General features: G+C 57.0%; 18 protein-coding genes. 14 read left to right on the top strand and 4 right to left on the bottom strand.

All coding sequences use genetic code 11. The features are described 5' to 3' along the window. Both QMG52_RS16650 and QMG52_RS16645 read left to right on the top strand, forming a co-directional pair. On the top strand, positions 1 to 1,257 hold the full coding sequence (locus QMG52_RS16650) for a DNA adenine methylase (protein ID WP_283561567.1): 1,257 nt from the start codon (positions 1 to 3) through the stop codon (positions 1,255 to 1,257). Positions 1,258 to 1,282: 25 nt separating this feature from the next. After that, positions 1,283 to 1,717: a hypothetical protein gene (locus QMG52_RS16645; RefSeq protein ID WP_283561546.1), complete on the top strand. Its 435-nt coding sequence runs from the start codon at positions 1,283 to 1,285 to the stop codon at positions 1,715 to 1,717. Between the two features lie 730 nt (positions 1,718 to 2,447). Here QMG52_RS16645 and QMG52_RS16640 read toward each other — a convergent pair. Continuing rightward, the gene (locus QMG52_RS16640; RefSeq protein ID WP_283561545.1) at positions 2,448 to 4,178 is read right to left on the bottom strand and encodes a hypothetical protein; all 1,731 of its coding nucleotides are present in this window, start codon (positions 4,176 to 4,178) and stop codon (positions 2,448 to 2,450) included. Positions 4,179 to 4,667: 489 nt separating this feature from the next. On the opposite strand from QMG52_RS16640, the gene QMG52_RS16635 reads away from it, so the two are divergent. The 7 genes from QMG52_RS16635 to nrdH all read left to right on the top strand — a co-directional run bounded on the left by QMG52_RS16635 (position 4,668) and on the right by nrdH (position 16,956). After that, positions 4,668 to 8,165 carry a helicase-related protein gene (locus tag QMG52_RS16635; protein WP_283561544.1) on the top strand — a complete coding sequence of 1,166 codons (3,498 nt, stop codon included), beginning with the start codon at positions 4,668 to 4,670 and terminating at the stop codon, positions 8,163 to 8,165. Further along, positions 8,165 to 10,882 (top strand): DUF1156 domain-containing protein, encoded by a 2,718-nt coding sequence (locus QMG52_RS16630; protein WP_283561543.1) that lies wholly within the window; start codon positions 8,165 to 8,167, stop codon positions 10,880 to 10,882. The genes QMG52_RS16635 and QMG52_RS16630 overlap by 1 nt, the downstream gene beginning before the upstream one ends. A gap of 2 nt (positions 10,883 to 10,884) precedes the next feature. Beyond that, complete coding sequence (locus tag QMG52_RS16625; RefSeq protein WP_283561542.1) at positions 10,885 to 14,268, top strand: DUF499 family protein; 3,384 nt, start codon at positions 10,885 to 10,887, stop codon at positions 14,266 to 14,268. Between the two features lie 127 nt (positions 14,269 to 14,395). Then, on the top strand, positions 14,396 to 14,929 hold the full coding sequence (locus QMG52_RS22390) for a DUF1643 domain-containing protein (RefSeq protein ID WP_502920556.1): 534 nt from the start codon (positions 14,396 to 14,398) through the stop codon (positions 14,927 to 14,929). A gap of 716 nt (positions 14,930 to 15,645) precedes the next feature. Continuing rightward, complete coding sequence (locus QMG52_RS16620; protein ID WP_283561541.1) at positions 15,646 to 16,065, top strand: DUF4192 family protein; 420 nt, start codon at positions 15,646 to 15,648, stop codon at positions 16,063 to 16,065. Then, positions 15,974 to 16,669, top strand: coding sequence for a DUF4192 family protein (locus tag QMG52_RS16615; RefSeq protein ID WP_283561540.1), 696 nt, complete (start codon positions 15,974 to 15,976; stop codon positions 16,667 to 16,669). Before QMG52_RS16620 ends, QMG52_RS16615 begins: the two co-directional genes overlap by 92 nt. A gap of 50 nt (positions 16,670 to 16,719) precedes the next feature. After that, positions 16,720 to 16,956: a glutaredoxin-like protein NrdH gene (nrdH, locus tag QMG52_RS16610; RefSeq protein WP_283561566.1), complete on the top strand. Its 237-nt coding sequence runs from the start codon at positions 16,720 to 16,722 to the stop codon at positions 16,954 to 16,956. A 690-nt stretch (positions 16,957 to 17,646) separates the two neighbouring features. Here nrdH and QMG52_RS16605 read toward each other — a convergent pair. Next, the gene (locus tag QMG52_RS16605; protein WP_283561539.1) at positions 17,647 to 18,573 is read right to left on the bottom strand and encodes an endonuclease NucS domain-containing protein; all 927 of its coding nucleotides are present in this window, start codon (positions 18,571 to 18,573) and stop codon (positions 17,647 to 17,649) included. A gap of 388 nt (positions 18,574 to 18,961) precedes the next feature. On the opposite strand from QMG52_RS16605, the gene QMG52_RS16600 reads away from it, so the two are divergent. The 4 genes from QMG52_RS16600 to QMG52_RS16585 all read left to right on the top strand — a co-directional run bounded on the left by QMG52_RS16600 (position 18,962) and on the right by QMG52_RS16585 (position 22,884). Continuing rightward, positions 18,962 to 19,177: a helix-turn-helix domain-containing protein gene (locus tag QMG52_RS16600; protein WP_283531797.1), complete on the top strand. Its 216-nt coding sequence runs from the start codon at positions 18,962 to 18,964 to the stop codon at positions 19,175 to 19,177. A gap of 141 nt (positions 19,178 to 19,318) precedes the next feature. Then, a complete protein-coding gene (locus QMG52_RS16595) occupies positions 19,319 to 20,416 on the top strand; it encodes a site-specific integrase (RefSeq protein WP_283561538.1) in 1,098 nt (365 codons plus the stop codon). A 445-nt stretch (positions 20,417 to 20,861) separates the two neighbouring features. Continuing rightward, positions 20,862 to 21,722: an AAA family ATPase gene (locus QMG52_RS16590; RefSeq protein WP_283561537.1), complete on the top strand. Its 861-nt coding sequence runs from the start codon at positions 20,862 to 20,864 to the stop codon at positions 21,720 to 21,722. A 445-nt stretch (positions 21,723 to 22,167) separates the two neighbouring features. Next, complete coding sequence (locus QMG52_RS16585; RefSeq protein ID WP_283561536.1) at positions 22,168 to 22,884, top strand: acyltransferase family protein; 717 nt, start codon at positions 22,168 to 22,170, stop codon at positions 22,882 to 22,884. A 262-nt stretch (positions 22,885 to 23,146) separates the two neighbouring features. On the opposite strand, the gene QMG52_RS16580 is transcribed toward QMG52_RS16585, so the two are convergent. Together QMG52_RS16580 and QMG52_RS16575 are read right to left on the bottom strand one after the other, a co-directional pair. Further along, positions 23,147 to 23,824, bottom strand: coding sequence for a response regulator (locus tag QMG52_RS16580; RefSeq protein WP_283561535.1), 678 nt, complete (start codon positions 23,822 to 23,824; stop codon positions 23,147 to 23,149). Continuing rightward, positions 23,817 to 25,478, bottom strand: coding sequence for a sensor histidine kinase (locus QMG52_RS16575; protein WP_283561534.1), 1,662 nt, complete (start codon positions 25,476 to 25,478; stop codon positions 23,817 to 23,819). The genes QMG52_RS16580 and QMG52_RS16575 overlap by 8 nt, the downstream gene beginning before the upstream one ends. A gap of 437 nt (positions 25,479 to 25,915) precedes the next feature. On the opposite strand from QMG52_RS16575, the gene QMG52_RS16570 reads away from it, so the two are divergent. Continuing rightward, complete coding sequence (locus tag QMG52_RS16570) at positions 25,916 to 26,200, top strand: ATP-binding cassette domain-containing protein (protein ID WP_283561533.1); 285 nt, start codon at positions 25,916 to 25,918, stop codon at positions 26,198 to 26,200. The last annotated feature ends 122 nt before the right edge of the window (positions 26,201 to 26,322 follow it).

Here is a 26,322-nt window from a genome sequence, read left to right as displayed (position 1 = left end):
ATGGGAAGCAAGAGCGTATTGCTCCGCGGAGAGCTCGGCACACTGCTACTGCAGGAGGCTCAGAATTCAACCCGGTTTATAGACTTATTTTCTGGTTCCGGCTCCGTCGGTCATTACATAGCCGAGAACACCGCCTTGCCGGTGGTGAGCGTAGACCTTCAACACTATTCCAGCGTGTTGGCTGGCTGCATCACTGAGCGAGACGCCAAGCTTAGCCAGTCAGACGTCGTAACGTCATGGACAGGTGCAGTTCACCGCTCACTAATTGACGACCCACTCTACGAACAGCTCCAAGAACCAATCGCACGCCTCGGAAAAGCAACAGTCATGAGAGCAAGGAAAAAGTCGTCTCGATTTACTGAAGAGCATTTCATCACGCGTGACTATGGCGGACACTATTTTTCGCCACAGCAGGCCTATATTCTTGACTTGCTCTACTCATCTCTACCTTCAGTAGCAGACCAGCGAAAGATTGGACTTGCAGCAATCCTTCACGCGGCAAGCGTATGTGCTGCAGCTCCTGGTCATACAGCTCAGCCATTTCAACCGACCAAAAAGCTGCTGCCATACATCAAGAATTCTTGGACGCGAGACGTCATTGCAATTTGTCAGAAGCAAGTCGAAACGCTTGCGAACCGACATGCAACGAAAATAGGCAAAGCTATAGTAGCTGACGCTATCAGCGTCGCAGAAAGTCTGGAACCGGGAGACCTCGTGTTCTGCGACCCTCCCTACTCGGCGGTTCAGTACAGCCGGTTCTATCATGTACTTGAAGGAATTGCACTCGGCGGGTGGCCCGAAGTGTCGGGTGCAGGTCGGGCTCCAGCACGTGTCCTCCGAGAAACGTCAGACTTCAGCATGAAAAGTCAGGCAACAGAAGCAATGACCGAACTTCTCGAGACACTGCGCACATCCTCATGCCGGGTGATCATCACTTTTCCGGATGCCGACGCAAGCAATGGCCTCAGCGCTCGTGACATCATTCACATTGCGCAAGAGAAGTGGCATGTTTACGACAAGTATGTAGATTCAGTCCACAGTACACTCGGTGGCTCATCCAGCGCTGGCGGCCGCGGTGGCCGCCGTGCCCTCCAAGAGGTGGTCCTCCTTCTAATACCGAAGGATGATGCGTCTCTTTGCGTGCCCGAGCCCCAGCCCAGCAATTACACTGAGGACGGTTCCTCGCTAGCCTCAGACGGCTTGCTTACCGAGGCTCTCGACTTGGTGTCCACAGCAACCTCTGCTGAGCTGTCGTAGTGTCCCTAGCCGACATGACTTTTGTATGAATCTGGAGAATCGCGAAAGAGTCGCATCATTGCACAAATACTTCCTCAACAGTTCAAGGATGAAGACTCACTATGATGCGCGCGCCGTGGAGCATGGCGTTGCTGCTTATCCCGGAGACAGCGATTGGTCAGACCAGTGGATATACCTCTCCCTGTGGTATTCAACTCTATTTGTTGTGGCGGAGGGCTGGCAGGAACTTGGGCTCGTGGATGACGAGATTGGGCAATTCCTGGATCATGAAGAAAACCTTTCCTCGCTGCGCAAATTCAGAAACGGAGTGTTTCATTTCCAACCGAAGTACCACGATGATCGGTTGGTAGACTTCATCTCACTAGGAGCTCAATCTGCTGTATGGGTTCGCGGCCTCCACTCAGCACTCGGCCGATCACTGTTGGCAAGAATGCAAGACTTGTCAATGGCGGAAGAGTGAACCCACAACTCCAGAAACTGTTTCGCCGCTGGCCCAAGCAATCGAGACCGTTGGCCCGTGTTTTCCATGATGGTCGGGTTGCCGGCTCTGCGGGGATTTGATTCCCTGCCGAGCCGGTTCTCTGGTTTTGGGCGTGAGTGTAGGCCCTGGTTTCGATGGGTGAGCGTCGGCTTTCACGTCTCCGAGATGCACCTGGAAATCAACGCTGCCGAGCACCACCATAACCGACCGACCGACCGAGCGAAGTGACGCCAAACCATGTCCGCCCCTCCGATTGGCAGATACACTTCGTCAAAGTCGGCGATCTCAACGGCACGGCCGTCGCGAACAAAATCTACCGGGACGGCGCCTCCCTGGCAGCACAAATCAAGCGGCAGGAATCGTTCGACAATTGACACCTGCACCTGACCAATAGTCAGCTGTCTAGCTTGGGAACCAAGCATGATGGGATCCCAACTTAATTCACACAGACGACCCAGTAGAAAGGGATGTCGATTTTGCCTACATTCTTCGAGAAATCTCGCTACACTCTGTGGTTTTCAAAGACAAAAGAATACGATCGATTGCAATTAGAGATCGTTCAATGCAATGAGTGTTATTGCACAGCAAGTCACCTTGAAAGGCCAACCCATTCACGGGGCGGCAACCTCAGTCCTAGCTGATTTCCTCCACCTACGCGAGCGAAATGATGATTGCCCCGTGAGTCTCAACTGCATGCCCTAGATCAACTTCAATACCGCGCCGTCTGCAAATGTTCTCCTAGATACCCCACGTAGACACGTCCGTCGGATGAAACATTGTCGTACACGTACATTCGTGGAGCACCCGCGCGCCCGTTCAGAAGTGCCACGTGTGTCGTCATCATTAGTCGTCCAGTCGAATGGACAGTTGCGGGAACTGTCACAGTCCGTTGAGCAATCATTCCTGGATTATTCTGCACTGTGTCGCTCTCCGTTGACCGAAAGCCCAAGAGTCGGCAACGCCCACTGTGACCGCCATCATTGATATAGCTATAGATGCCCCCGCCAGTCCAGCTGCCGTCTGACGTCAACGCCGCGTAATCCTGCAACGACGCCAGGGCGTCCCAAGCTTTGTGCACAGCAACGGTCATGTTGGGGTGTTCATCCAAGGCTCGAGCGGTTTCAGCATCGCCGACGAACGAGAGGCGATCAAAATCTTCGAGCCGATCCACAAGGTCATCAAAGCTCTCTGGGTAGATGGTTCTCTCGTCATCTGTAAGTGGCGCATATGCCTCGGCAACAGCCGTAAGACCAATGAGCCTGCGGCGAAGAACCTCTACGGTATCTTGAGATTCATCTGCACGAGCAGCCACCTCTGAAGTCTCCAGCTCCATGATCTCGATCGTTTCTCTAAGATCATCAAGCTGTGTCATCAGCCCGATAGCCTGCTCTAGCGCATCAAGCGCGTCCTTCTTCTGGCGTTCGAGTTCCGCTGCGAGGCGATCGTTGAGCTGCAGGGCAAGGTCAATGTCGCGCTCCTCAGCAACGGTCTTCGTTTCCTCGCGAAGCTCTTCGATTCCTTGCAGTGGCTGGTAGCGCTGGCTACGAAGGAGTCCGTAGTCGACATCGCGCAGAATTAGCGGTAGCCGCAGGTCGGCCAGTCTTTTGACCTCCGCATTCCGAAGCATCCGGGCAATCTTCTTGAGCGGGGTTTCCCTGATCTTCCGAGCGCTCAGAACACGATGACGGAATGCATCCGCAGGAATGCCAAGCTTGACGCCCGGCTGAAATGTTCTGAGGCTGCCCGGACCTATGGACAGAGCAGCCCCCGCTGCCGTGTTAAATTCCTTCAGCTGCTCAGGATCGATTACGTAGCTGGTTGCCATCCCGTCGAGGCCGCGAGTCAGGTCGGCAACGACAGTGACCCACTGTGCGGACTCGATTCCAAGAGGCGGCGAGGAAACCAAAGATGAACCAATCCGTTGGTCATCGGCCAGTATGGTAACCAACTCTTGAACATGCTTTACGGTTCGGACTACAAGGGGAGCTGCGAACGGATGAGCTGCACCGTCATTCGTTTCAAGGTCTGCTATCAAAGCCCTGATGACACGCGGGGTGCCGGACTCTTGAACTTCAGTGACCTCTTCGCCGAGTCTATTCGTGTAGCGGAGAACGGGAGCATCTATATCTACCCAGATCCGTGCTTGGTCGCGACCCTGAATGACCGTAATTGACGTCACAGCGATACGCTCTGGTTGCCGATCTCCAGTGAACCAGATGGGTTCGTCCCAATGCTCCCGCAGCTGCCAGCGCCTGCTCGCAACGACCTCATTGGACCAATCGATGCGCGATATCTCCTGGTTATCATGAATCGTCGTCCCAGGTAGGAGCGGGACGGTGATCTGCTTGCTCTCCAACCATGAGGCCACAACTTTGTCGACGTCCGCAATTAACGTTGAGGACGACGGAACACTCAAAATTGATCGATAGGAAATTGGCATGCTTTCCCCCAGCTAGTCATTGCAGCGTTTATTGCTATCAATTGATAGCGATTGTCATTTGAGAATACCTTGCGGACCGAGGCCTACGGCCCCTCTGCCAGCTCTGTTAACCCGTGGCCTTTCGACGCCAGATACATGACTTGGACTTCGTTTAGGAAATTGTCGGCGACACAGATAGTGTCCGTTGAGACCATCGAGGGGGTACCTTGTCGGCTTGTGAGCTGGGCACACCACTGCACAACTACACAATCGGGAATCCTCTCAAAGACTTAAGGCTGTCTCACGACTCCCGTCGCAGAGCATGGCAGACGCCATGACTCGACCGAAGCAATCGGAGCCCTTGACTCGCTGTACCGGCACCTTCCAAAGTAGACGGCACATGGTTGTCACCAGGAAAGTCTGTCCAGCGTGGTATGTCCCAATTATTAGGGCCTGCTCACCGGTGTAGGGTTGTTTGGACAATAGACTGGCAAGAGAACATTTGGGGACATGGCTAATGAACTGACGGGCTTGTTGTATTCAATCCTGAGAGTCGGCGCAACGGTCTCCGGCCTTGCAGGACCAGCCCCAGTGAAAATCCTTTCCGTTGACCGCCTCACAGACGACTCGGCTTCTGTGGCGTATCGGATGGAGAACGGCGACTTGGCTGAGAAGATCGTGTTCTCAGACGCCTTGCCACATTTGCAGCCCACGTCAGTCGGGGGCGCTTTTTCGTTTGATGCCACTCCAGAAGCTTTCCTCCTTGCCGCGGAGGCACGACGGATGAAGCTGGCACACTTGTTTGACCCGCTCGCCGCCTTGGGTACATCCAATGTGAACCCATTGCCGCATCAACTCCAAGCGGTCTATGGGGAGATGCTACCTCGTCAACCCCTCCGGTACGTGCTTGCGGACGATCCTGGCGCCGGCAAGACCGTCATGGCCGGGTTACTCATCAAGGAACTACTTCTGCGCGGAGACGCTGCAAACGTTCTCGTTGTATCGCCGGGTGTCCTAGTTGATCAGTGGGACGAGGAGATGCGGGAGAAGTTTGGGCTCGAATTCGAAGTCCTTACCCGCGACAGAATTCTCGGTCAAGTAAACCCATTCTCTCGTGGCGGGCTGTGGCTAGCGAGGCTTGACATGCTGGCTCGAAATAGCGAGGGAATTCTCGACAAGGCTTGTGGCCTCGACTGGGACCTCATCGTCTTTGACGAGGCACACAAATTGTCTGCCACAGCATTCGGGTCCCAGGTAAAGAAAACCAGGCGTTACCAGATGGCAGAAGAGCTCGGAAGGCACACACGGAACCTCTTGCTGATGACGGCAACGCCGCATTCCGGTAAGGAGGCCCAGTTCCAGCTATTCATGGCTCTTCTCGACTCCGATCGATTCGAAGGCGTCGCTCGCGAAGGTACGAGCAAGACCGATGTTTCTGACCTGATGAGGCGTCTTGTCAAGGAAGAACTTCTAACATTCGAAGGCACTAGGCTCTTCCCTGAACGTTTTGCATACACAGTCCAGTACGAACTCAGCCAGGCTGAAAAGGACCTGTACACCTCAGTTACCAACTATGTGCGGGATCAGATGAACCGTGCAGACAGCATGGAGGGTGACAGGCGGCGAAAGATCGCCGTGGGATTCGCTCTGACCACACTTCAAAGGCGACTGGCCTCGTCGCCAGCAGCCATCCATCGCTCTTTGGAACGACGAAGGACTCGGCTTACAAGCGAGCTCCAAGACAGCCACCTTTCGCCTTCCGACTTGTACAACGACATTGAAGTCCCTGAAGACGACGCGGACATCGAAGACCTTACGGATGCCGAGCGTGAGGCATTAGAAGACAAAACGGTTTCGGATGCAACCACTGCTAGAACACCGGAAGAGCTCAAAGCGGAAATCATCATACTGGATTGTCTTCTAGTAAAATCGCTTGCAGTCAAGACAAGCACTTCCTACGCTAAGTGGGATGCACTTCGAGACACCCTAGAGGACAGCAGTGAAATGCGTGACGCCATAGGGTCCCGCCGTAAGGTTATTATTTTCACCGAGCACAAAGACACCCTCGACGACCTCGTAGCGAGGCTCATCAATCACCTCGGACGGGAAGATGCTGTCGTCACCATCCACGGCGGTACACGGCGCGAGGATCGAAAAAAGGCGAAAGAAACTTTTGAACAGGACGAAAAGTGTATTTTCCTCGTGGCGACGGATGCTGCCGGCGAAGGTGTCAATCTTCATAAGAACGCACATCTAGTTCTCAACTACGACTTGCCTTGGAATCCGAATCGCATAGAGCAGCGATTCGGACGGGTCCACCGCATCGGACAACTAAACGTATGCCATATGTGGTCCCTTGTGGCCAAGGACACCCGTGAAGGAAACGTCTACACGAGGCTCTTGGAAAAAATGGGTGAACAACGCTCCGCACTCGGAGGGCGAGTTTACGATGTGCTGGGAAGCTTGTTCGAGGGTAATAGTCTGCGCGACCTTATGATTCAAGCTGTCCGCGAAGAAAACACGCCCGAAAGGCAGAGGTATCTCACCGAGGTAGTAGACGCGAAGATCGCCGACGGGGTTGCCGACCTACTTGAGGCCAATCAACTTGTGTCCTCAAACCTTGCGAAGTCTACGGTTGAGGAAGTACGCCGACAAATGGACCGTGCTGAGGCGGCGCGTCTGCAGCCGCACCACGTGGAGGCATTCTTCCACAAGGCATTCAAAGATCTCGGCGGAAACCTCCGTATTCGCGAGAACCATCGTTACGAAATCAAGACGGTTCCTGCCGATGTCAGGGAGCAAAACAGACTCACAGGCTCCGGGGCCCCGGTGGTGAACGCCTATCATCGCGTCGCATTCGACCCGCAGTACGTGCGAGTGGCAGGTAACGCCCATGTCGCCACGCTACTTCACCCTGGACACCCGCTCATGGCAGCAACAATGGATGTAATCACGGACCATTACCGTGACGCCCTGCGCCGAGGCGCCATTCTCGTTGATCGGGCCGCCCTGGCCACAACACCGTACGTTGTTTGCCTCCTCGAACATGACGTCACAGACGGACGAACTGGAAAGGACGGCCAGCCATTAGTAGTTTCCCGACGTGCTCAATATGTGAGAGTCGATGCGGACAGTACTATTTCCGCGCTCACACAAAGCCCAATACCTAATCTGGATGCGGCGAGTGAAGAGGAAAGTTCGACCGGCCAAGAAATACTCACGGAACCTTGGTGTCAGTCTCTCGATCTCGATACTCGCGTCGTTCGATACGCCTCCCAGACAGTGGCTCGGGAACACGCGGAAGTGGTTTTGGCGCGCACAGTAGAACGTGTCACGAAGACGGAACGACTAGTACGGGATCGTCTCACTAAGGAGATCAACTACTGGGACCAGCGCGCCTTCGAACTCGCTGAGCATGAGCGTGCGGGAAAGCGAACCCGTCTCCCTGCATCCCAGCTCCGCCAGCGCGCCGAAGCTCTGTCGAGACGCCTCGAGCGTAGGCTCAAAGAACTCGAAAAGGAGCGAGACGTCTCGGCACGCCCACCCCGAATCACCGGGGCGTGTCTAGTTATTACTCAGGGTTGGTTAGATGCTCTAGAGGACCCGGATGCCGCAACTTATCGAGCGAAGGAAACCATCCGTATTGAACGTCTAGCCGTAGATGCCGTGCTCCGAGTGGAAGATTCCCTCGGGCATTCCTGCACGGAAATGCCGCATAATAATCCTGGCTACGACATCGAATCAGGGACTCCTGACGGACTCGACTTTATAGAAGTCAAAGGACGATTCCATGGGGGGACTACCTTCGTATTGACCAGGCAGGAAGCTGTCACCGCCCTAAACAAGGGTATTCACAGCGTCCTCGCACTCGTACGGGTAAACTCCGACGACAGCACCGCCGTTGGATACATACGCAACCCAATCACTTCATCAATAGATCCCCGAGCTGCCCGCGTCGAATTCGACTGGGACCCGTTTTGGAACAATGCCGAGAAGATGGAGCCATAGTGGCAGAGACCAGTCGTAAGAGAAAGCTAATCGAAGTTGCGCTGCCTCTCGAAGAGATAAACGCAGCTTGCAAGGCCGACAAAGACCGCAAGACGGGCACAATTCGCAACATGCACAAATGGTTCGCGCCGATGCCATTGCCGGCCTGGCGAGCGCTACTTTTCGCGGCCCTTATCGACGACCCGGAACATGACAATCGTCGCGTATATCTCCTTGATTTGATTAAGCGCCTTGTCGTCAACGGTGCCGATCTCCCGGACGACGACACCCTCGAAGAAGCCCAAAAAATCATCAGTCAACAATTCCCTGACGGCACACCGACGGTCATGGATCCTTTTTGTGGTGGCGGCTCTACATTGGTTGAAGCACAGCGGCTCGGATTGAAGTCAGAAGGATCAGACCTCAATCCCGTTCCAGTGCTTATCAGCCGAACCCTGACTCAGTTACTACCCGCGGTCAAGGGCATCCAGCCTTGTCATCCGCTCGGACGAGCCGAAGTAGTTGAAAATGTCTCGACAAAGCAACAACGTCTCTTCGCCGATACGGCAGGCCCCTTCAGCGGTCTCGATGGCTTGGTCCGTGACGTCGAGTACCACGCTGAACGAATCCGCCAAGCCGCGATTGAGCGACTTAGGGCTGTGTTCCCTCCTACACAGGGAGAAACGCCAGTTGCCTGGTTGTGGGCACGGACTGTTCCCTGTACCAACCCCGCTTGCGGCATCGAGACTATTCTCACCACAACATGGTGGCTCTCGAAAAAGAAGGGCGACTTAGTGTGGCTCGAGCCCTCAACCCGCCATGGCAAAGTCATTCTCGAAGTCAAACAGGCCAGTCAATCCGGCGGGCCCCAAGATCCGCCCAAGCTCGGAAGAGGTGCTTCGTTCGCATGTGTTTCATGTGCCCAGCTCGTCACTGAAGCTGACGTACGTGGCCTGGCCGAGAGTGGCAGGATGGGACTACGAATAGTTGCGGTTGCGACTGAAGTAGATGGGCACCGAAAGTACCGGATTCCCAGCCCCGAAGAGGAGCTAGCAGCCGCGGATGTACAAGTCCCCGATATAGTTTCGAATATTAGTCTTGGTCCTGCGAACCAGTATGTTGCACCACCGCGATATGGGCTTACGGAGTTCAAAGATCTATACACGCCTCGTCAATTACTCACGATTTCTACCTTTGCTCAGCTTGTAGCCGACACAGCGGAGCTAGTCCGCAAAGAAGGCGGTAGCGAAGACTGGTCCAAGGCGGTAACTACAGTGCTGGGATTGGCCGTAGGTCAATTGGCACGCTTCGGGTCTAGCCTCTGTCAGTGGAGACTCCGCGCTGCCGCAAACTCAAAGGCAGAGGCAGCCTTTAGCCGGGCAGACCTTCCGATGATGTGGGATTTTGCTGAGACCTATTTTGATGGGGGATCAGTGGGCGATTGGACACAGATCTGTAAATCCGTTACGCGAGCTTTCCCTTATGTCGCGGAAGGTTCCGGCACAGTCGTTCGCCGTGACGCTCGAGAAGCCAGCGGAACAGGTATGGCTTTGGTAGCTACTGACCCTCCCTATTTTGATGCAATTGGTTATGCAGATCTGTCCGATTTCTTCTACATGTGGCATCGTATTGCTTTCCGTGCGGTACACCCAGATTTGTACCACACAATTGCCGCGCCCAAGGCTGGCGAGTTAACAGCATTCCCCTGGCGTAACGGTGGGACGAAGGAAACCGCCCAGGCCTATTTCATCGAGGGTTTTACGGAAACCTTCAAGAGCCTGCAAAAGGCCGCAGCTGATGAATTGCCGATACTGGTCGTCTACGCCTCCAAAGAACAGAAGGGAGGTCGCGAAGAGGAAACTCGCTGGTCCTCCATCCTTACAGCAATGATCAACGCCGGGCTTGAAATCACGGGCACATGGCCCGTCCACGGAACTGGCAGTACTCGAATGCGCGGTATCGGGTCAAATGCGGTTGCAACATACATTGTAATGATTTGCCGCCCCCGTTCGGGCTCGGCCAGTTCGTGCACCCTGGCCGACTTTAACAGAGCTCTTCGACGCGAGCTCGGGCCCTCAGTCCGTGATCTCCAAGCCGCCTCAATTCTCCCGGTCGACTTGGCCCAAGCAGCAATAGGGCCAGGGATGCAGGTGTACTCACGGTACAGAGCAGTGCTCGACCAGTCAGGAGAAAACGTTCCGGTGGATAAGGCTCTTCGCCTGATCAACGCTGCTCTGTCGGAAGTCTTGGATGAGCAAGAAGGTGAATTGGATCCAGAATCTAGGTTCGCCGTGCGCTGGTGGGAATCGTATGGATGGGAACCCGCATCGTTTGGTGAGGCAGACAAGACGGCGCGTCCTCTCGGTATCGGAGTTGACGACGTTGCCCGGGCACAAGTCATCTCCAGCCAAGGAAACAAGGTGCAACTGCTCGGCGCCAACGACCTTGACGAAGGCTGGGTCCCGTCATCGGATATCTGTCCTACTGCCTGGGAAGCGGTCCATCATCTTGCCCACCGGCTGATCGACCGGGGCGGCGAGTTGGAGGCCTCCCAACTCATGTCTGTACTTGGAAATCTACAGGATCCCGCGATGGCGCTCGTTTATCGACTGCACGACATTGCCGCCAAGAAGGGCCGCACTTCGGATCAGGAGCGCTACAACGCACTGATCAACTCTTGGGCCGAATTGGTCAAGCTAGCCTCTACACTGTCTGCTCCAACCGAAGGGTTGTTCTAAAAATGGCACCTACAAACAAAGAACGAGTAGGACGAGTTCTTGACCTTGTGGCTGAGGGTCTTGGCCCATGGATGATTGGTCTATTGGAAAGTAAGTGCGGGCCCGACTGGGCAGACCAGGTGGGCCGTACACCGGGGCTATCGGGTCGAGACGCGACACCAAATTCGACAGACCCTGCATACCTTTTCTGGGTCTTTGATAAGCAGTGGCACCCTTTGTTCAAGGATCATGCCAGCTTTGAAGAGAAGCGCGCGATTTCAGTTCTCTGGGACGCACGTAAGGAATGGGCGCATGGAGCAAAGATTTCTTCCGAGAGAACTGAGCGAGTACTGATGGATGGTGAGCATCTATTGCGAGCCATAGGTGCTGTCAATCAGGCCGATGCGGTCGATGAAATGCGTCGTGACTTCCGACGGATAATGTTCGAGGAAGATCAGAAGCGCCTCCAACGTGCGACAGAAAAGTCACTTTCGGTCCAAGTCGATTCCACCGGACTCCCTGCTTGGCGAGATGTTGTGGAGCCCCACGACGACGTGGCACGTGGATCGTTCCAGCTGGCACAATTCGCGGCCGACTTAAGGCAGGTTCACCAAGGGGTCGCTGGACCCGAATATGGTGACCCTACAGAATTCTTCGGCCGTACTTATCTGACTCGTGGTCTTCGGTATCTTCTGGAGCAAGCAGTTCAGCGACTCAATGGAGTCGGCGGTGAACCTGTAATTGATTTGATGACTACATTCGGTGGAGGGAAGACTCATTCGCTACTCGCGGTATATCATGCCGCGTCCGGTACGCCCGTAGATAAATTGCCCGGAATGCGGGAGGTTCTTGACAATCTCGGCCTCACGGAGCTTCCAAGCAAGGTAAATCGTGCTGTTCTGGTTGGCAACGACCTATCCGTGCTGGGTTCCACCAAGTCTGATGGCACTGTAGTGAACACCATGTGGGGGGAACTCGCATGGCAGCTTGGTGGTCGTGAGGGATTCGAGATGGTCGCGCGATACGACGAGAGTTCTGCTCCCCCACCGACTAGCGATCTTGCCGCCCTATTCGAAAAGTACGGCCCCTGCATCATCCTCATCGACGAATGGGTAGCATATTTGCGGCAGCTGTGGTCAAGAGCTGACTCACTCCCGGCCGGTACATTCGACACCCATATGACATTCGTGCAATCGCTAACCGAGGCAACCAAGGCTGTCAATAACGCGCTCCTCGTTGTCTCACTACCCGCCTCCGACGTCGTACGCGATATGAAGCAGTCGGATATTTTGATCGAAAACGAACATGAAATTGGCGGGACAGCTGGTCTCGAAGCCCTCCGCCACCTTCGCTCGGTGATTCACCGGCTAGAGACCGCATGGCAGCCCGCGACATCGGAAGAGTCGTTCGAAATCGTTCGACGCCGAATCTTCAAGCCATTTGGAAGTTCTGAAACCGCTTCTCGCGAACTGGTTGTCGGAAAATTCCTGGAACACTACCGAACACACGCGGCGGATCTGCCGAATGAAGTGATGCAACCCGGGTATCGCTCTACGATGAAGGCGGCCTACCCAGTCCACCCGGAGGTCTTTGACCGCCTTTATCAGGACTGGTCTACATTGGAGCGCTTCCAACGGACCCGTGGAGTTTTGCGACTCATGGCTACTGTCGTACACGCTTTGTGGACGAGCGGTGACCGATCACCTCTCATCCTTCCATCGTCTATCCCCCTGGACAACCAGAAGGTCTTCGAGGAAATTACCAATCACCTCGACGACATGTGGAAACCCATAGTAGATGCAGATATCGCTGGCGACTCGTCGGCCGCAAACACCATCGACAACGAAATCAAGATCCTCGGGCGCTCCATGGCTGCGAAGCGCGCCGCCCGGTGTGTATTTCTCGGTACGGCGCCGATGGCAAACCGCCGGGAACGCAACGGCTCGGCAGCGACTATCAGAGGCATCGAACAAAAACGGGTTGTCCTTGGAGCCACCTACCCGGGTGACAACCCTGCACACCTTGCTGATGCATTGCGGCGTCTTGGGGACTACGGAAAGTATATGAATCGGGACCACGACCGATACTGGCTTAGCCTCCAACAAACCGTGTCGCAGATCGTTCAGGAGCGCGCCGACGGCTACCACGAGGATCAGGTTTTCGATGAGTTGGCTTCTGTCATTAGGCAGGAAACAGACAAAGGTCTATTCCAACGTATCCATAGGTTCCCTGCAGGCAGTGTTGATGTAGAGGATGACCCGGGCATCGGCTTGGTGATATTCGGTCCTGATCGGGCGTTCTCAAAGAGAGCCAAGTCCGAAGCCGAGGTAGCGGCGCTGGAGTTCTTGACTAGAAGAGGAACCAACGCTCGTATTCACAAAAATAGCCTCGTATTCCTTGCCCCGGAAGTCGACAGAGTGGACGTCATGCTCAATGCGGTACGAGACCGTTTGGCGTGGGAGTACATTCTGGACAATAAGGACTCGCTTAATCTCGACCAGCACAACGTCAAGCTAGCAACTTCACGAGTAAGGCAAGCCGGCCAAACTGTTGCTGAGTCAATTCGTGAAGCGTACAAGTGGATATTGGTTCCGCATCAGCAGCCTGGTGCTGCAGTCATTGAGCTCGAAGCAATGCATATGAACGGAGACGGGTCACTTGCTGCCCGGGTGACAAAGAAGGCTGACGCAAGCGAGTTCGTAGTCCGCAACTACTCTGCGGCACTCCTTCGCATGGAGATCAATAAGCTCCGACTATGGAGTGACCAACCATATATTCCTGTTGACACAATGGCTGGCTACTTCACCCAGTATGTATACATGCCCAAGGTCGTCAATCCACAGGTCGTGATACAGGCGGTATGGCGACTAGACGAAATCCTGCACGCGGACATTGACGGGTTCGCCTACGCGGACGCTTATGAAAACGGTCGCTTCTTGGGACTGACTCTTAGCTCTCCCACCGACGTCCGGCCGAAGGGACTCATCGTTGACCCCGCAGTCGCCCGCAAACAATTTGCCGCTGATCTTGCAGCTGCGAAGAAGGCGGAAGACGAGTCTGGCAACGGCACGCCCGCAGGGCGGCCAGCATCAGGAGCAAACGAATCTGATGCACCATCAGCAGAGGGTAACCAACAAGAGGAATCGGCCTCCGCGACGCACACATCGGCCGAATTGGTAACACGGTTCCACGCCACCAAAGAGCTAAGTCCAACTAGACTCGTTCGAGATGTCGGCCAAATCTACGAGGAGATTATCTCACACTTTGTTAGTGCTGGAGTCGGGGTCAGTGTCACCATCGACATAGAGTCCGACAAGATTGGCGAACTCACTGCCGTCCAACGTGTTGCTATTCGCGAGAATCTGCAGACTCTCGGCTTCGGAAAAGACGATTGGTCGATGGAATGAGCCGGCCTACCTACCTACCTGCGCAGTCGAGCTACTTTCTCATTGATAGTCCAGACTCAAGGACTGCGTTCGTGGTCTGTAAGGATCTTTCGGTCATCAGACGTTTACCTCGAAGCGATTTTAAGCAGTGCGAGGCATCCAAACAGCTTCGAGTCCTAGTGTGGTCGGTTTGAAATTCGAGGGGAATCAACGTCAACTACTGGTTGTGGGGACCAACCCCTCAACTACAGATGGAAGCCGAACACGTGGACGGATCGAACAAGCTCGTCGACTGTTGAGGTTCGACGAAGTCAGGATTGCTAACATCTTTTCGTTGCCGACATACCGTACGGACAACATCGGCGAGGTCGGGGCATCAGTCGATGGATGGATGGATGCCAGAGCTCCGCTCTCGACGAATCTCGACGAATGTAATGGTGTCCTCCTCGCATACGGTGTTTCGGCTCCGAACGGGCTGGCTCGTCGATGGCACCGCGAACAAGTCGAATGGTTGGAAGAACAAATAGCCACAAGAGCCCTCCCTGTCTGGTGGGTTGGAAAAGCACCTAGACATCCATCTCGTTGGCAGCGCTACACGTTCAAGGAGTTTCCAGGCGTGAACTATGAGCAGGCACTCGAACAGGCCCTCCAACCAAGGTTGCCCGGAACCGTCAAGATGTGAGGTGAGAGTCAGGCCCACATCTACGCGTGAAACGCCTAATTCCAGTGCAACGAAGCAAGGCTGCGCACCGGATACCTAGGAACAATTGGCAACAGTTATAGGTGGACAGCCCTCAGCTTTGCCGTGTGTCGGCCGCATTTCTTGGTGCCGTCCGCGCCTGCTGGTCTTGTTTTGAGCTGCATCGTCAGACTGGCTCTCTCGCAGTGGTTACTGTGCAGAATCCTGCACAGTAACCACTGCATTCGTCTCAGATCTGAGACATCTCATGCGGATTCTTTCAAGACTTAGTCCTCTCTATCGGGCTCGGGACGGCCAGCCTTGTAGTAAGACTGGGCCCACCCTGTGAACTGATATGAAATAGACAGGCAAAGTCGGGGGGCAACGGCCGCGGAGTTCGAGCGGTCATTCGGACATAGCGTCTGAGTTGATGGACCCATATGAACACATGCCAAACCTCGTTGTGCCTTCTGGTACCCCATCATCGCTGGGCGGGCCCTCCACGCAACCAGGGCGCTACGCGCCGGTCCCTCCCCCAAAAATTCTTCCTCGGCGCTCCTGCGTCGCTTATTTCCTCGAAACAATTTTTGCCCCGCGCCCGGTACCCCAAGTTGCCCTCCGGCCCCTAACACCCAGCGGTGATTCCTCTTACCAGAAGGCACCAACAGAGCAGGCGGCCTCGAACACCCAGCCACCGTTCACACAGGAGGAGCAGGACAATGGAACCGATCAGAATCAGCAGCCCGGCCGACGCCATCAGCTACATGGGCCACAGCCTCGGCTACTGGCCAAAGGAAAGCCTCGTTTGCGTCGCCCTCGAGGGCAAGACACTGGGCCCCACCCTCCGCGTCAACCTCCCCCGCACCACGGGACCCGCTGAGAACTACGCCGAAGTCGTCGCCCACTCCATCGGCATCGACCACGACGCCACCGCCGTCCTCATAGCCCTATTCACCCACCAGCCATGGGGCCAGGGCCACCCCAAGCCCTTCGTTTCCATGATCCAAGGACTCAAACGGCGACTCTTGACGGCCGGACTGCTCGTCCATGATGTGGATCGTCGGCCCCACATCCTTCGCCACGTACGACGGCGCCAACCCCACCAACTGCGACAAGGAAACTCCGCTGGCCGCAATTGAATCGAGCATGCTGAACGTCGAGCTGGTCTACCAGGGCAGCCTCATCGAAAAAAACGACGCACCCGCCATCCCCGAGCTGGCCGCCACACACGCCGACCACGACGCCGTCGATTCAGCAATACGAGACATGGCCATCAGCCCTGCCCAGAGCCTTGACGCGGCCTACCGGCTGTGGATGGAACTCATCGACCACGGCGGGGAACCCACCCATGAGCAGTTGGCCGAGGTCCTGGCCGGGCTGCAGCATGTCGGACTCCGCGACCAGATCCTGGCCGATATGCCCGGCATCAACCAACCCATGGCAGCCACACTCTTTGGTGCCACAGAAGAAGCCCCGCAATGGGACCGGATCGACAACTCCGAAAAGCTGCTGCGCCAGCTGCTCACCATCGCAGCCCCGGCACATGCTGCCGCCCCGTTGACGATGCTCGGCCACATCTGCTGGTGGAAAGGCAGGGGAACGGCAGCCGCGAATTACATGCACGTCGCCCTGACGTTCGATCCCGACTACCACCTGGCCAGGCTGCTGGACCAGATGCTCGGAGCAGGTGTTGTGTCCGGCTGGGCACAACACAAAAACACCGCCTACCGCAACCACCAATAGGGTCACCACGAAGTTCAACACCACAACCGAAAGAGAACGAGGTGAGCAAAATGAACGTCACGGTCTACAGCAAGCCGGACTGCCAGCAATGCAAGTTCACCTGCCGCAGCCTGGACCATGCCGGCATCCACTACGAGGTCGTTGACCTGACGGCTAACGCAGCCGCCCTCGAATACGTCCAAGACCTCGGCTACTCCCAAGCGCCGATCGTCGTCGTGAACGACCACCACCACTGGTCAGGATTCAACCCCACCGAAATCGAACGGCTCAAGCTCGCGATCCACTAATCACGCCCCAGATGGAGATCCAGTGCCGCATGAAAAACTCATGCGGCACTCCTTTGCGCCACCACCAGTTCACCGAAATTTCCCCCACCCAACGCTGCAGCCAGAGCCCACCAGGACCATTCCCCTGGCAAAAGAACCCCTAATTACCGCGCAGTTTCCGCAACCAAAAAATCCTTCACACTTCTGGCACCGAGGTGGACTGGCGTCACGTTCGAGTGACGTCTGGTCTTGCGGCTCACGAGCCGAACCACGATAGGCGAAACGATCATGCATGCCCCAGCTTGGACTCACATCTGTATCGACGCTTGGATATGGCTCAGGCGCGGCGCGCTCAGCTCGGATGCAGCTGGATAATTTCCCCCAAGGAATCTTGTCCACCATTTCAGAAAGGGCGTCCGAAGTACCTTTCCATCTCCCGGGACCTAACGAATACTGACTGACATGAGTGTGTTAAATACGTGGCCGTCGCCCAAATCGGAGATTCCGCATGGACATACGGTGGACGTCGCGCCTTCATTTTGAACGACCGGTTGAAAATCAGTCGCAACTCAATGCAGTTTGGTCATAGGAGACTGCCCGGAAGAATGGGAGCGCATGGATCAGCGCCAGCGGCACGGTTATAGCACCGTCACGCCTTGGTGAAGCTCTCCTGCCAGTACTCGCCTTGCACTCCAGCACTGGGAGCAGAGGTCAGGCCTCTAGATGGAATTCAACTCGGTACCTCATAAACCGGATGTCTCTGGCAATGGACAGTGCCCGACGGATTCTCAGGTCGTCTTCCTGGGCTATAACTACGCCCTCAACAGTCTGACCAGGTTCAAGCAGGGCTTCTTGAACAAACCCCATGTAGCGCTGGATCTGGCCAACTACAACATCACTGGCCCTGCCCCGCTTCAGCTCAACTACCAGAAGCCGTGTGCGGTCTTTGCTGATCGCGAGTATGTCCATGGGTCCGGTGTCAGAGGGGTACTGTTGGCCGACCAGGTGGCCGTCTTCTTCGTAAATGTCGTATTCGCGGCCAAGGGCGGTGCTACGCCAGTTATGGACCAAAAAATCTTCAAGCTGCTTCTCCATCTGAAAAGCGAGCTGATCTTCGACTTGGGAGGAGATTGCTTGGGCGATTGGCTGAGTCTGGTCTGCCAACTGCGTGAGGGCGGCCAACTCTGCGACGTGCGCGGACAGTTGGAAGACCGTCATCAATGACCCTGCCGAGGAAGCCAAGACGGGGCTCATATCATCCTTGTTCAATGCCCCCTTCCATTCAACCCGACGCCGGTGTGGCAGTTCAGTGCCAGAATGAAATTCGTATCCCCCTGTGACGATCCCGAACTGGTACGTACGGCCGGGTTTAGGTGCAAGCACCATATCGCCTTCGCTGATGCCCTCACACGCTGCCCACAGGTTGCCCATGGCCAGCCCCGCAGCGATGCGCGACTTGTCCGGGTACATCTCCAAGTACACAGTGTTCATCGCCGCTCGGAAGGCCGCTGCTCCACTGCCAAGGTGAGGCTTAATGTCGTAGTCGCGGATGAAGCCAACACCCAGGTATCCAGCGTTGATCATCTCTTCGGCGTTTTTGCCACCCGAGCCCTGTCGGACCACCCATGCTGTCGTCATTACTCTCCCTACATTGTGGTCCCCAGACAGGCCGATCTTTCTTCTCGCCTCGAACCTACCCCACAGCGCCCACACAATTACCAGTCATAGTGGTGATCATCCTAGACGCAGTCCACTAGCTAGGACGACCTCCAGACCCAAGACAGAACCTGCCACCCAACCCTAGTGGATGGGTCTGAGGACATCTAACGGCAACTATTCAGGAATTGCCACGGAGTAAGGCACACATCAGGAATTCATCTATTTACGCACGGTCGTGTTCCTTTCGCTGCCTCGTCCCCGTGCTCGGCTTTTGTCTCCGAATCACCTGGCCGCTAACTCAAGTCATGCAACTTCGATGGGTATATGTCATGGACTGATGAATGCCGCACAATTAAGGAGACCCCCAATGACCGATCAGCCAGCCAACTCAACAACCACCCAAGGCCTCGCTGAAGAGTGGTTGTCCCCCACGGAGATCTGCCGGGAGCTGCAGATCCCGCTGCCAACCTTTTACCAGTGGCGTTCGAAGGGAATCGGTCCGCATGCCTACAAGATCGGCAGGCACGTGCGCGTCAGCCGTTCGGACCTTGATGCATGGATCTCCCTCCAGTCCGAGACCTGACGGCTAAGGCAAGGAGCGCTTCAAATGAGCAGACAACCCCTCCCCCTCGGTGCTTGGGGATCCATCCACACCAAACGCTCATCGGCCAAGACTTGGTTGGCGGAGACCCGCTACCGTGACATGGACGGAAAAGTCCGGAGAGTGGAGGCACGCGGTCCTTCCGCTGCTGGCGCCCGCCGAGAACTGCAACAAAAGCTTGCCAACCGCAAGACCCCACGATTCGGCTTGGTCTCCAGTACCGACAAGATTGACCGCCTCATTGAGATATTTCTCGTTGATCTGGAGGCGTCCGACAGGGCAGCGCGTACCAAAGACAAATACGCCTACATGGTAAAGAAACATATCTCCCCTAGGATCGGCTCGGTCAGAGTAGGTGAGGCGACCTCAGGCCTGATTGATCATTTCATTCGCTCGATTGTCGAGGAGTCGGGGCCGTCCACCGCAAGGACTTGCGGCGCCGTGCTCTCTTGGATGTTCAAAATTGCCCTCCGCCACGACGCCGTCATCGTCAACCCAGTCCTCGGGGTACAAATCCCCCGGCTTCGTACGAAGAAACCTCAAGCCCTAGACGCAGGGCAATATCAGGACCTGCGGAAGAAGCTCATTGAGTGGGAAAGAGCTTCGACGCTCGGTCGGCCGCGTTCACAGGAACTCCACGAAATAGCGGACGGTCTGGTCGCATTGGGGGTCCGGCCAGGGGAGCTGTTCTCACTGCTTTGGGAAGACCTTGATATGGAAGCCAACCCGCCCACCATCTTCATCCACACGACGGTCATCAGAACCACCGCTGGTGGAGTGAGAATCCAGGACCATCCGAAAACCAGACATGGCATCCGCCAACTCACCGTCCCCGACTTCTTGGTCAAGCAACTTCGCGAACGCCACATACGCCAAACTAGATCAGCGATGCCCAACCCACTGGGCCTGATCTATCCATCGTCCACCGGCACTGTGATGGATGCGAACAACGTTGGCAAGATCTGGCGGGTAGCTTCGGATGCGATTGGCTACGACTGGGTGACACTGAAGACCTTCAGGAAAACCAACGCGACCATCATCGCCAGAACCATGGGGCCTGAGGCTGCCGCCTACCAGGCCGGCCATTCAAAGGTGTCCATGACTCAGGAGCACTACATTGAAGAACGCCGCGGGGCTTTAGACACTAGGGCGATCGTTGACGCCTTCAGCCCGCCACGCAAGTCACTACCCACGCATGAACAGTCCCTAACAATGGACTGAGCGCCTCCACCCAAGGAGCCACAGCTGGGGAGTCGGCAGCACCAAGTGCTCCGCCGGAGGCTGACAAGTCCCCACTTTCGGAGGACAATGGGCCCCATGAAGACCCTCCAAAAACAGCGGAAACTAGCGGCAAATAACTAAAGTGGAGAGTCAATCTGGAGAGTTTGTGGAGAGTTAAGGACGAATGGCCCCTTTCGGGGCCATTCTCACATCCAAAATCCCTGTAGATCCGGGCTTTTTGGGCCCCCTATCAGATTCGAACTGATGACCCCCGCTTTCAACTCGATGGACTATTTCGACTTGTCAAAAGCCATTCCTGGCCCCCGTTGCCGGCAGGAGCATGACAATACATGCTAGCGAGCGTGGGTCAGTAGTCGATTTTGCCGATTTTTTATGTTGAGAACCCACAAGAAATAGGCCTATTTGGCGCCAAATTGCTTCAAATTTGCAAAAATTCATCAATGAGTCTTCATTACTGACCCACGTTCCTAGTGAAGCCCAACGACTCGGCTTTGAACCGACAGAGACCATCCGCAACACCATCAACCGCTCCCACGAACGCCCCGTCACCGCCGCGGACCTCACCGAGCCATGGGTCACCGCCGCTGCCACCGCCGCACGGCAGGCAATGGCCCACAGCCGCGCCACGTGGAACCGCTGGAATCTCCTGGCCGAGGCAGAGCGCATCTGCGCCGAAATCAGGTGCTCTTCCGCCGCCGACCGCCGCCACATGATCGACGCCGTCGCCGCCGCTGCAGCGTCCCAGTGCATCGCGCTCAACGCCTACCGGTACAAGGTCCCCCTCAACGCCAGCGTTGACGTCGCCTTCGCTGACCACGCCCTCTTCGAGTTTCACGGCGGCCGCCTGTACACGGAGGCCGGTATCCTTGCCAACGAACAGCTGGTCCTGGACACCAGGAACGATGACGGCGGACCCGCCATCGCGCCTCATCTCGCCAACATTTTCCTCACCCAAGATGGCAAGGGCAGGACAGCGCTGGCCCCTGACCAAAGCTCCGCAGCGCATGAGGTGCTTTCAAGCGGCCGGTTCCTTGACGCCGTCGTCGGTCCCGCAGACTCGGGTAAGACCACCACTATGGCAGCCATCCGCGACTGCTGGGAGCAGACCTATGATGAGGGCTGCGTCGTCGGACTCGCCCCGGCGGCAGCCAGCACCGACGTGCTCGACAGGAAGCTGGGTTTGGCGGCTGAGAATGTGGCCAAGTGGTTGTATGAAACGGTGGGCCAGGGTGCCGCCCACCGGGCGGAACAGTTTCGGGATTTGGAGTCTGCTGATTCGCCATAGTCGTGGCAGCGGGTCAGGAGGGCGCAACTGATGGCTGATCTGTAAATGCGGCAGAACCGGCGAACTTCTACTAACGACCTGTCTCCGACGTTGCCAAAGAACCCTCAGACAACCGTCGTGCGGATCGGTTCAAAACATTTTGGCCGCTTCACCGTAACGACCGGTCCAAAAATCCTGCGGCAGGTCAAGTAATACGGCGATCGATTCACTTTGAAACTGTGTGTTCGCACAAAAATGCCCCGGACGGCATGCTCTACGAAGAAACGGACTCCTATGGCCAGTTCGCCGCAATCCAAAATACTCCCAACGACGCCCATTAAATTGAACTCCAATCTCGAATCATTGCTGCCAAGACCAAACAGAACGCCCGATGGCGCTGAGCGGGCAGTGTCAGAGGTACTCGCTACGATGAGCTTCATCATCTCGGAACGAACCAGGAGCAAACGTGATGCACTCTCAATCCACCGGCGGCAACAGCAACCACAACCAACAGATCCAGGCGGATGGGGATGTCAACGCCCCATCCGCGATGGATGGTGGTGTCAACATCGGCGGTAACAACTTCGGCGTCGTGATCACTTCAATTGCAACTGCCGATGAGCCGCGGCGCTCCTTCGAGGTCAGCAAGAAAACAAGGATCCCAATCCCTGCATCGCTCATTGGCACCGTTTCTGGGGTAATCACCATCGCGGGATTTATCACCGGCGGCTTCTCAGTCAAGCAACTCATCGACGTCTACCTGTCCGGCAACGGCTTCGATGCAGTGGGCGGGCTTCCGCATGGCCCCTGGTGGTTTTTAGGGTCTATGATCATGATCGTCTTCGGTCTCATCGGTTGGTTGTTTTTTCGGTTCCTCCACCGGAATGTACTCCGGCTGCCGAAGCTGTGGATATTCCGCGCTTGGGCAGGAATTAAAGAAGAGAACGGCAGGACCTACCCATACTCTCTTCGCCTATCAAAGCGCTGCCCAGAGTGCAGAAACCAGAAACTCCATTTCCAGCAAGTACCCGAAAAGTGGCTCGACTTTTACGACAACACGCACACACATACCAAACGAAAAGTGACTGACTGGGCATCTCTGGCTGTGTGCCCACGACACAGCGAGCACTCGATCCCTGTTGACATCTCTGGCAACGATTTCGACGAGGCGCTTCCGCGATAAACCGTCAAAGCCGTGAGCCTCAGGACGGGATCGTGGCACAGACACAACGGAAGCCTCGTTGATCGCGGAAGGCCTGTTCCCCTGGGGCGGGAAACACTGAGCTCTCGACCAAAATGAACAAGCCCGTCCATCGCCATCTGGAGAGTTTGTGGAAACTTAAGTCTCATCACTCAAGCCCCGTGTTTTGGGCTTTCTGGGCCCCCCGTCGGATTGGAACCGACGACCCCCGCTTCATCTGAGCACTGCCTGACGTGATGCTGCATCAATAACCGCCATCGGCCGGGCTCCGCGGCGCGTACTGGTGCTCGGGCCGTCCGGTGGTCCCATAGCGCAGCGCAACGTCCACTGTGCCCTCTTCGACTAATGACGAGAGGTACCGTTGGGCGGTGGCGCGGGACACGCCCACGGCAGCGGCGACCTCGACCGCCGTCGACGGCTGTGCCGCCCGTGTCAGTGCCTCCAGCACCGCCCGTTCCGTGACGGACCGCGGCCGGCCGCCGCCGTCGCCCGGATGAAGCTGCCGCAAGGCGCGTTCGACCGCCTTCTGATCGAGGGCGTTTTCGGTGTCCAGCAGGCGGCGGTAGCGGGCGTATCCGCGCAACCGCTCCGCCAGCATGTCCGCGCTGAAGGGCTTGATCAGATACGCCAGGGCGCCGCGGCGGATGGCTTTGCGGACGGATTCGGCATCGGAGGCGGCGGACAGCACGAAGGCGTCTACGTCCAGCCCGCGCAAGATGTCCAGCCCGTTCCAGTCCGGCAGGTAAACGTCGATCAGCACCAGCTCGGGTCGGTGCGTCTGCACGGCCCGTGCCGCTGCTTCGCCGCCACCAACCGGATCCAGGGCGGTAAATCCGGGCGCCGCTTCGACATAGGCCACATGGAGCCTAGCCACATGGAAATCATCATCATCAACAATCAGTACCCGCAGGTCCTCAGCCATGCGTTCCCTCCCCTCTCACTTGGGCGTTGAAGTCCAGAGCATTCTCCAACCGCGCCGCGAAGACCGCCCCGGGGCCATCATCGCTCCCCGCGGAGACCAACCAGACGTCGCCTCCACCCAGCCGGGCAAGCTGCCGGGACAGAGCAAGCCCCAGCCCCTCGCCGTGGCCGGTTCCCTGCCCGCTGGCCGCCGTCGAATAGCCCTGCGTAAAGACCTGCTCGAGATCCGCCGTCTGGAGGCCGTTCCCGGAATCAGATACCAGCAGATGCAGTGCTGCGCGATCACTGAGCAGCTCAACCTCCACCCATCGGTCCGGTCCGCTTCCTGCGACCGCAGCCATCACGGCGTTGTCCACCAGGTTACCGAGCACGGTGGTGACATTTTGTGCGTCCTCGACCCGATGGTGCAGCACGGTGCCCTCGCCGATCCGCAATTGGACACCTTTTTCCGCCGCCTCGGCGCTCTTGGCACCCAAGAAGGCCAGCAGGTAGGTATCGCTGAGGAGCCCACCATTTTCCAGCGGATATTTCAGCGGGCCGTTTTCCAGCGTTAGATGGAGGTAGTCGGCGGCTTGCTCGGCATGACCCAGGTCCAGCAGCCCCGAGACGGTATGCAGCCGATTGGCGAATTCATGCCGCTGCGCCCGCAAAGCCGTGGTCAGCGCACCCACGGCGCCCAGCTGCTGCGTGAGCGCCACAACATCCGTCCTGTCATGGACCATGATCACCCAGCCCAGATCCCGCTTGGCCCGCACCACTTTGCGCGCCGAAACGATCAGTACCGACTGCTCAATGACAACTTGCACGCTTTCCGCGGCGTCCCCCGCGTCGGCTTCCAACAGCGCCAGCACCGGCCGCGGCAGTCCCAACTCCGCCGGCGTCTTGCCCACCGGATCGTCCAAGTGCAGCAGCCGCGTCGCTTTGGCGTTGCAGACCGTCACCAGCCCGGACGCCGAAAGGCCGATGACTCCCTCGGCGATCCCATAGAGGACTACTTCCTGGTCCTGGACCAGCGCACCGATTTCCTCCGGTTCCAGACCCAGCGTGTGCACCCGGAGCCGGCGGCTGAGCAAACTTGACCCAAGCGCGCCGAGAACTAAGGTAATGACGCCGACGCCCAGGATCGGCCCGGCGGAGGTCCACAGCCCATCCAGCACGTCCTGCATTGCGTAGCCGACGCTTACCTCGCCGACAATGGAGTTATCGGCGAGCGAGCGCACCGGCACCTTGGACCGTACGGAAGCGCCGAGGGTTCCCACCTCTTGGACGGTGATTTCCTGGCCGCTGAGCGCCGCTTCCGGACTGGTGCTGACCTTCTTGCCCAACAGCGCGGGATTGGGGTGCGACCAGCGGACACCCTGACCATCAGTCACGACGACGAACAAGGCATCGGTACGTACCCGCACCACCTCGGCGACCCGCTGCACCGGTCCCACGGCCAAAACCCGGGGATCGGGAAGCGCGGGCTGTCTGCCGGACAGCGCTGCCCGGATGCCTTGGTCCTCGGACAGGCTCTGCGCCACCGCCAACGACTTGGCACCGACCTCCGAGCTGAGCCGCTGAAACGTCAGCCAGCCGTAGACCACCGTGGCCAAAGTCATCATCAGCACAATGACCACGAGCTGCTGGAGCAGCATCCGCGTGGAGAATGGCACGCTCGCCCGGAAGTGCCTCAAGCGCCGGGCCTCCCCAGGCCGGGCCTCCGCAGGCAGTGCCTCCCCCGGTAGCGCTGCCGCCGCTATTCGTCCATGGCCAGAGGGCCATTCCTCCGCTGCGGGCCGGAGACGAACGGGAGACGTCGGGTGCCGCGCCGAAGTACGAAGAAAACCTGGCACGTACAGCAGCTCCATATCCCTCGCGCGAGGACCAGTGTGACCCGTCGCACAGCTAACCGTATTCGTCCAGCGGGAAGGATGCCAATCGGGTGTGCGCACAATGCGCAAAACCTGCGCAATGCAGAAGTGTCGCGATTCCCGCGCTAAACCCGCCCGAAATGCCGAGTAAAAGTAGCGTCAGTGTGACTTAGAACACCGCGGTTGCCAGCACGGACAACTCACACGACAGATAACGCCATTGAGCCAGGAGAGAACACATGCCTTCCACCCATCTAGCCGCGCACGAGCGGCACGAACCGTTGCCGGGGGCGGGCTCCGATCAGCGGACCGCTCCGCTGATCGAGCTGCGGGCGGCAACCAAACGATTCCCGAAGACCGGCGGCGGCATTCACACCGCCATCCAAAACGTTAATCTCAGCGTCGCGCCCGGCGAGTTCGTCGCCGTCGTCGGCCCTACCGGCTGCGGTAAGTCCACGACGCTGTCGCTGATCTCGGGGCTGCAGCCGGCGTCCGACTGGCAAATACGGCGTGATGGTATGTGATCTCTCTGGACATCGGTTACAGCATCACTCACAACATCGCTTACAGGATCTCTCATGACATCGCTTACAGGTATCAGATGCGTGGCAGACCCGGGTTTGACCACAGGCTTTTCCGATAATGA

This window comes from Paenarthrobacter sp. PH39-S1 (genome assembly GCF_030063245.1).
Classification (GTDB): Bacteria; Actinomycetota; Actinomycetes; order Actinomycetales; family Micrococcaceae; genus Arthrobacter_M.
The sequence above is the reverse complement of the archived record's forward strand: the minus strand, read 5'-3'. Positions and strand labels throughout refer to the sequence as shown.

Bases quoted from the DNA above. Each gene is read 5' to 3' on its own strand.
- QMG52_RS16645 (WP_283561546.1), top strand. From the start codon at position 1,283: ATGAATCTGGAGAATCGCGAAAGAGTCGCATCATTGCACAAATACTTC.
- QMG52_RS16640 (WP_283561545.1), bottom strand. From the start codon at position 4,178: ATGCCAATTTCCTATCGATCAATTTTGAGTGTTCCGTCGTCCTCAACG.
- QMG52_RS16570 (WP_283561533.1), top strand. From the start codon at position 25,916: ATGCCTTCCACCCATCTAGCCGCGCACGAGCGGCACGAACCGTTGCCG.
- QMG52_RS16620 (WP_283561541.1), top strand. From the start codon at position 15,646: ATGGAACCGATCAGAATCAGCAGCCCGGCCGACGCCATCAGCTACATG.
- QMG52_RS16580 (WP_283561535.1), bottom strand. From the start codon at position 23,824: ATGGCTGAGGACCTGCGGGTACTGATTGTTGATGATGATGATTTCCAT.
- QMG52_RS16605 (WP_283561539.1), bottom strand. From the start codon at position 18,573: ATGACGACAGCATGGGTGGTCCGACAGGGCTCGGGTGGCAAAAACGCC.
- QMG52_RS16615 (WP_283561540.1), top strand. From the start codon at position 15,974: ATGATGTGGATCGTCGGCCCCACATCCTTCGCCACGTACGACGGCGCC.
- nrdH (WP_283561566.1), top strand. From the start codon at position 16,720: ATGAACGTCACGGTCTACAGCAAGCCGGACTGCCAGCAATGCAAGTTC.
- QMG52_RS16635 (WP_283561544.1), top strand. From the start codon at position 4,668: ATGGCTAATGAACTGACGGGCTTGTTGTATTCAATCCTGAGAGTCGGC.
- QMG52_RS16625 (WP_283561542.1), top strand. From the start codon at position 10,885: ATGGCACCTACAAACAAAGAACGAGTAGGACGAGTTCTTGACCTTGTG.
- QMG52_RS16650 (WP_283561567.1), top strand. From the start codon at position 1: ATGGGAAGCAAGAGCGTATTGCTCCGCGGAGAGCTCGGCACACTGCTA.
- QMG52_RS16600 (WP_283531797.1), top strand. From the start codon at position 18,962: ATGACCGATCAGCCAGCCAACTCAACAACCACCCAAGGCCTCGCTGAA.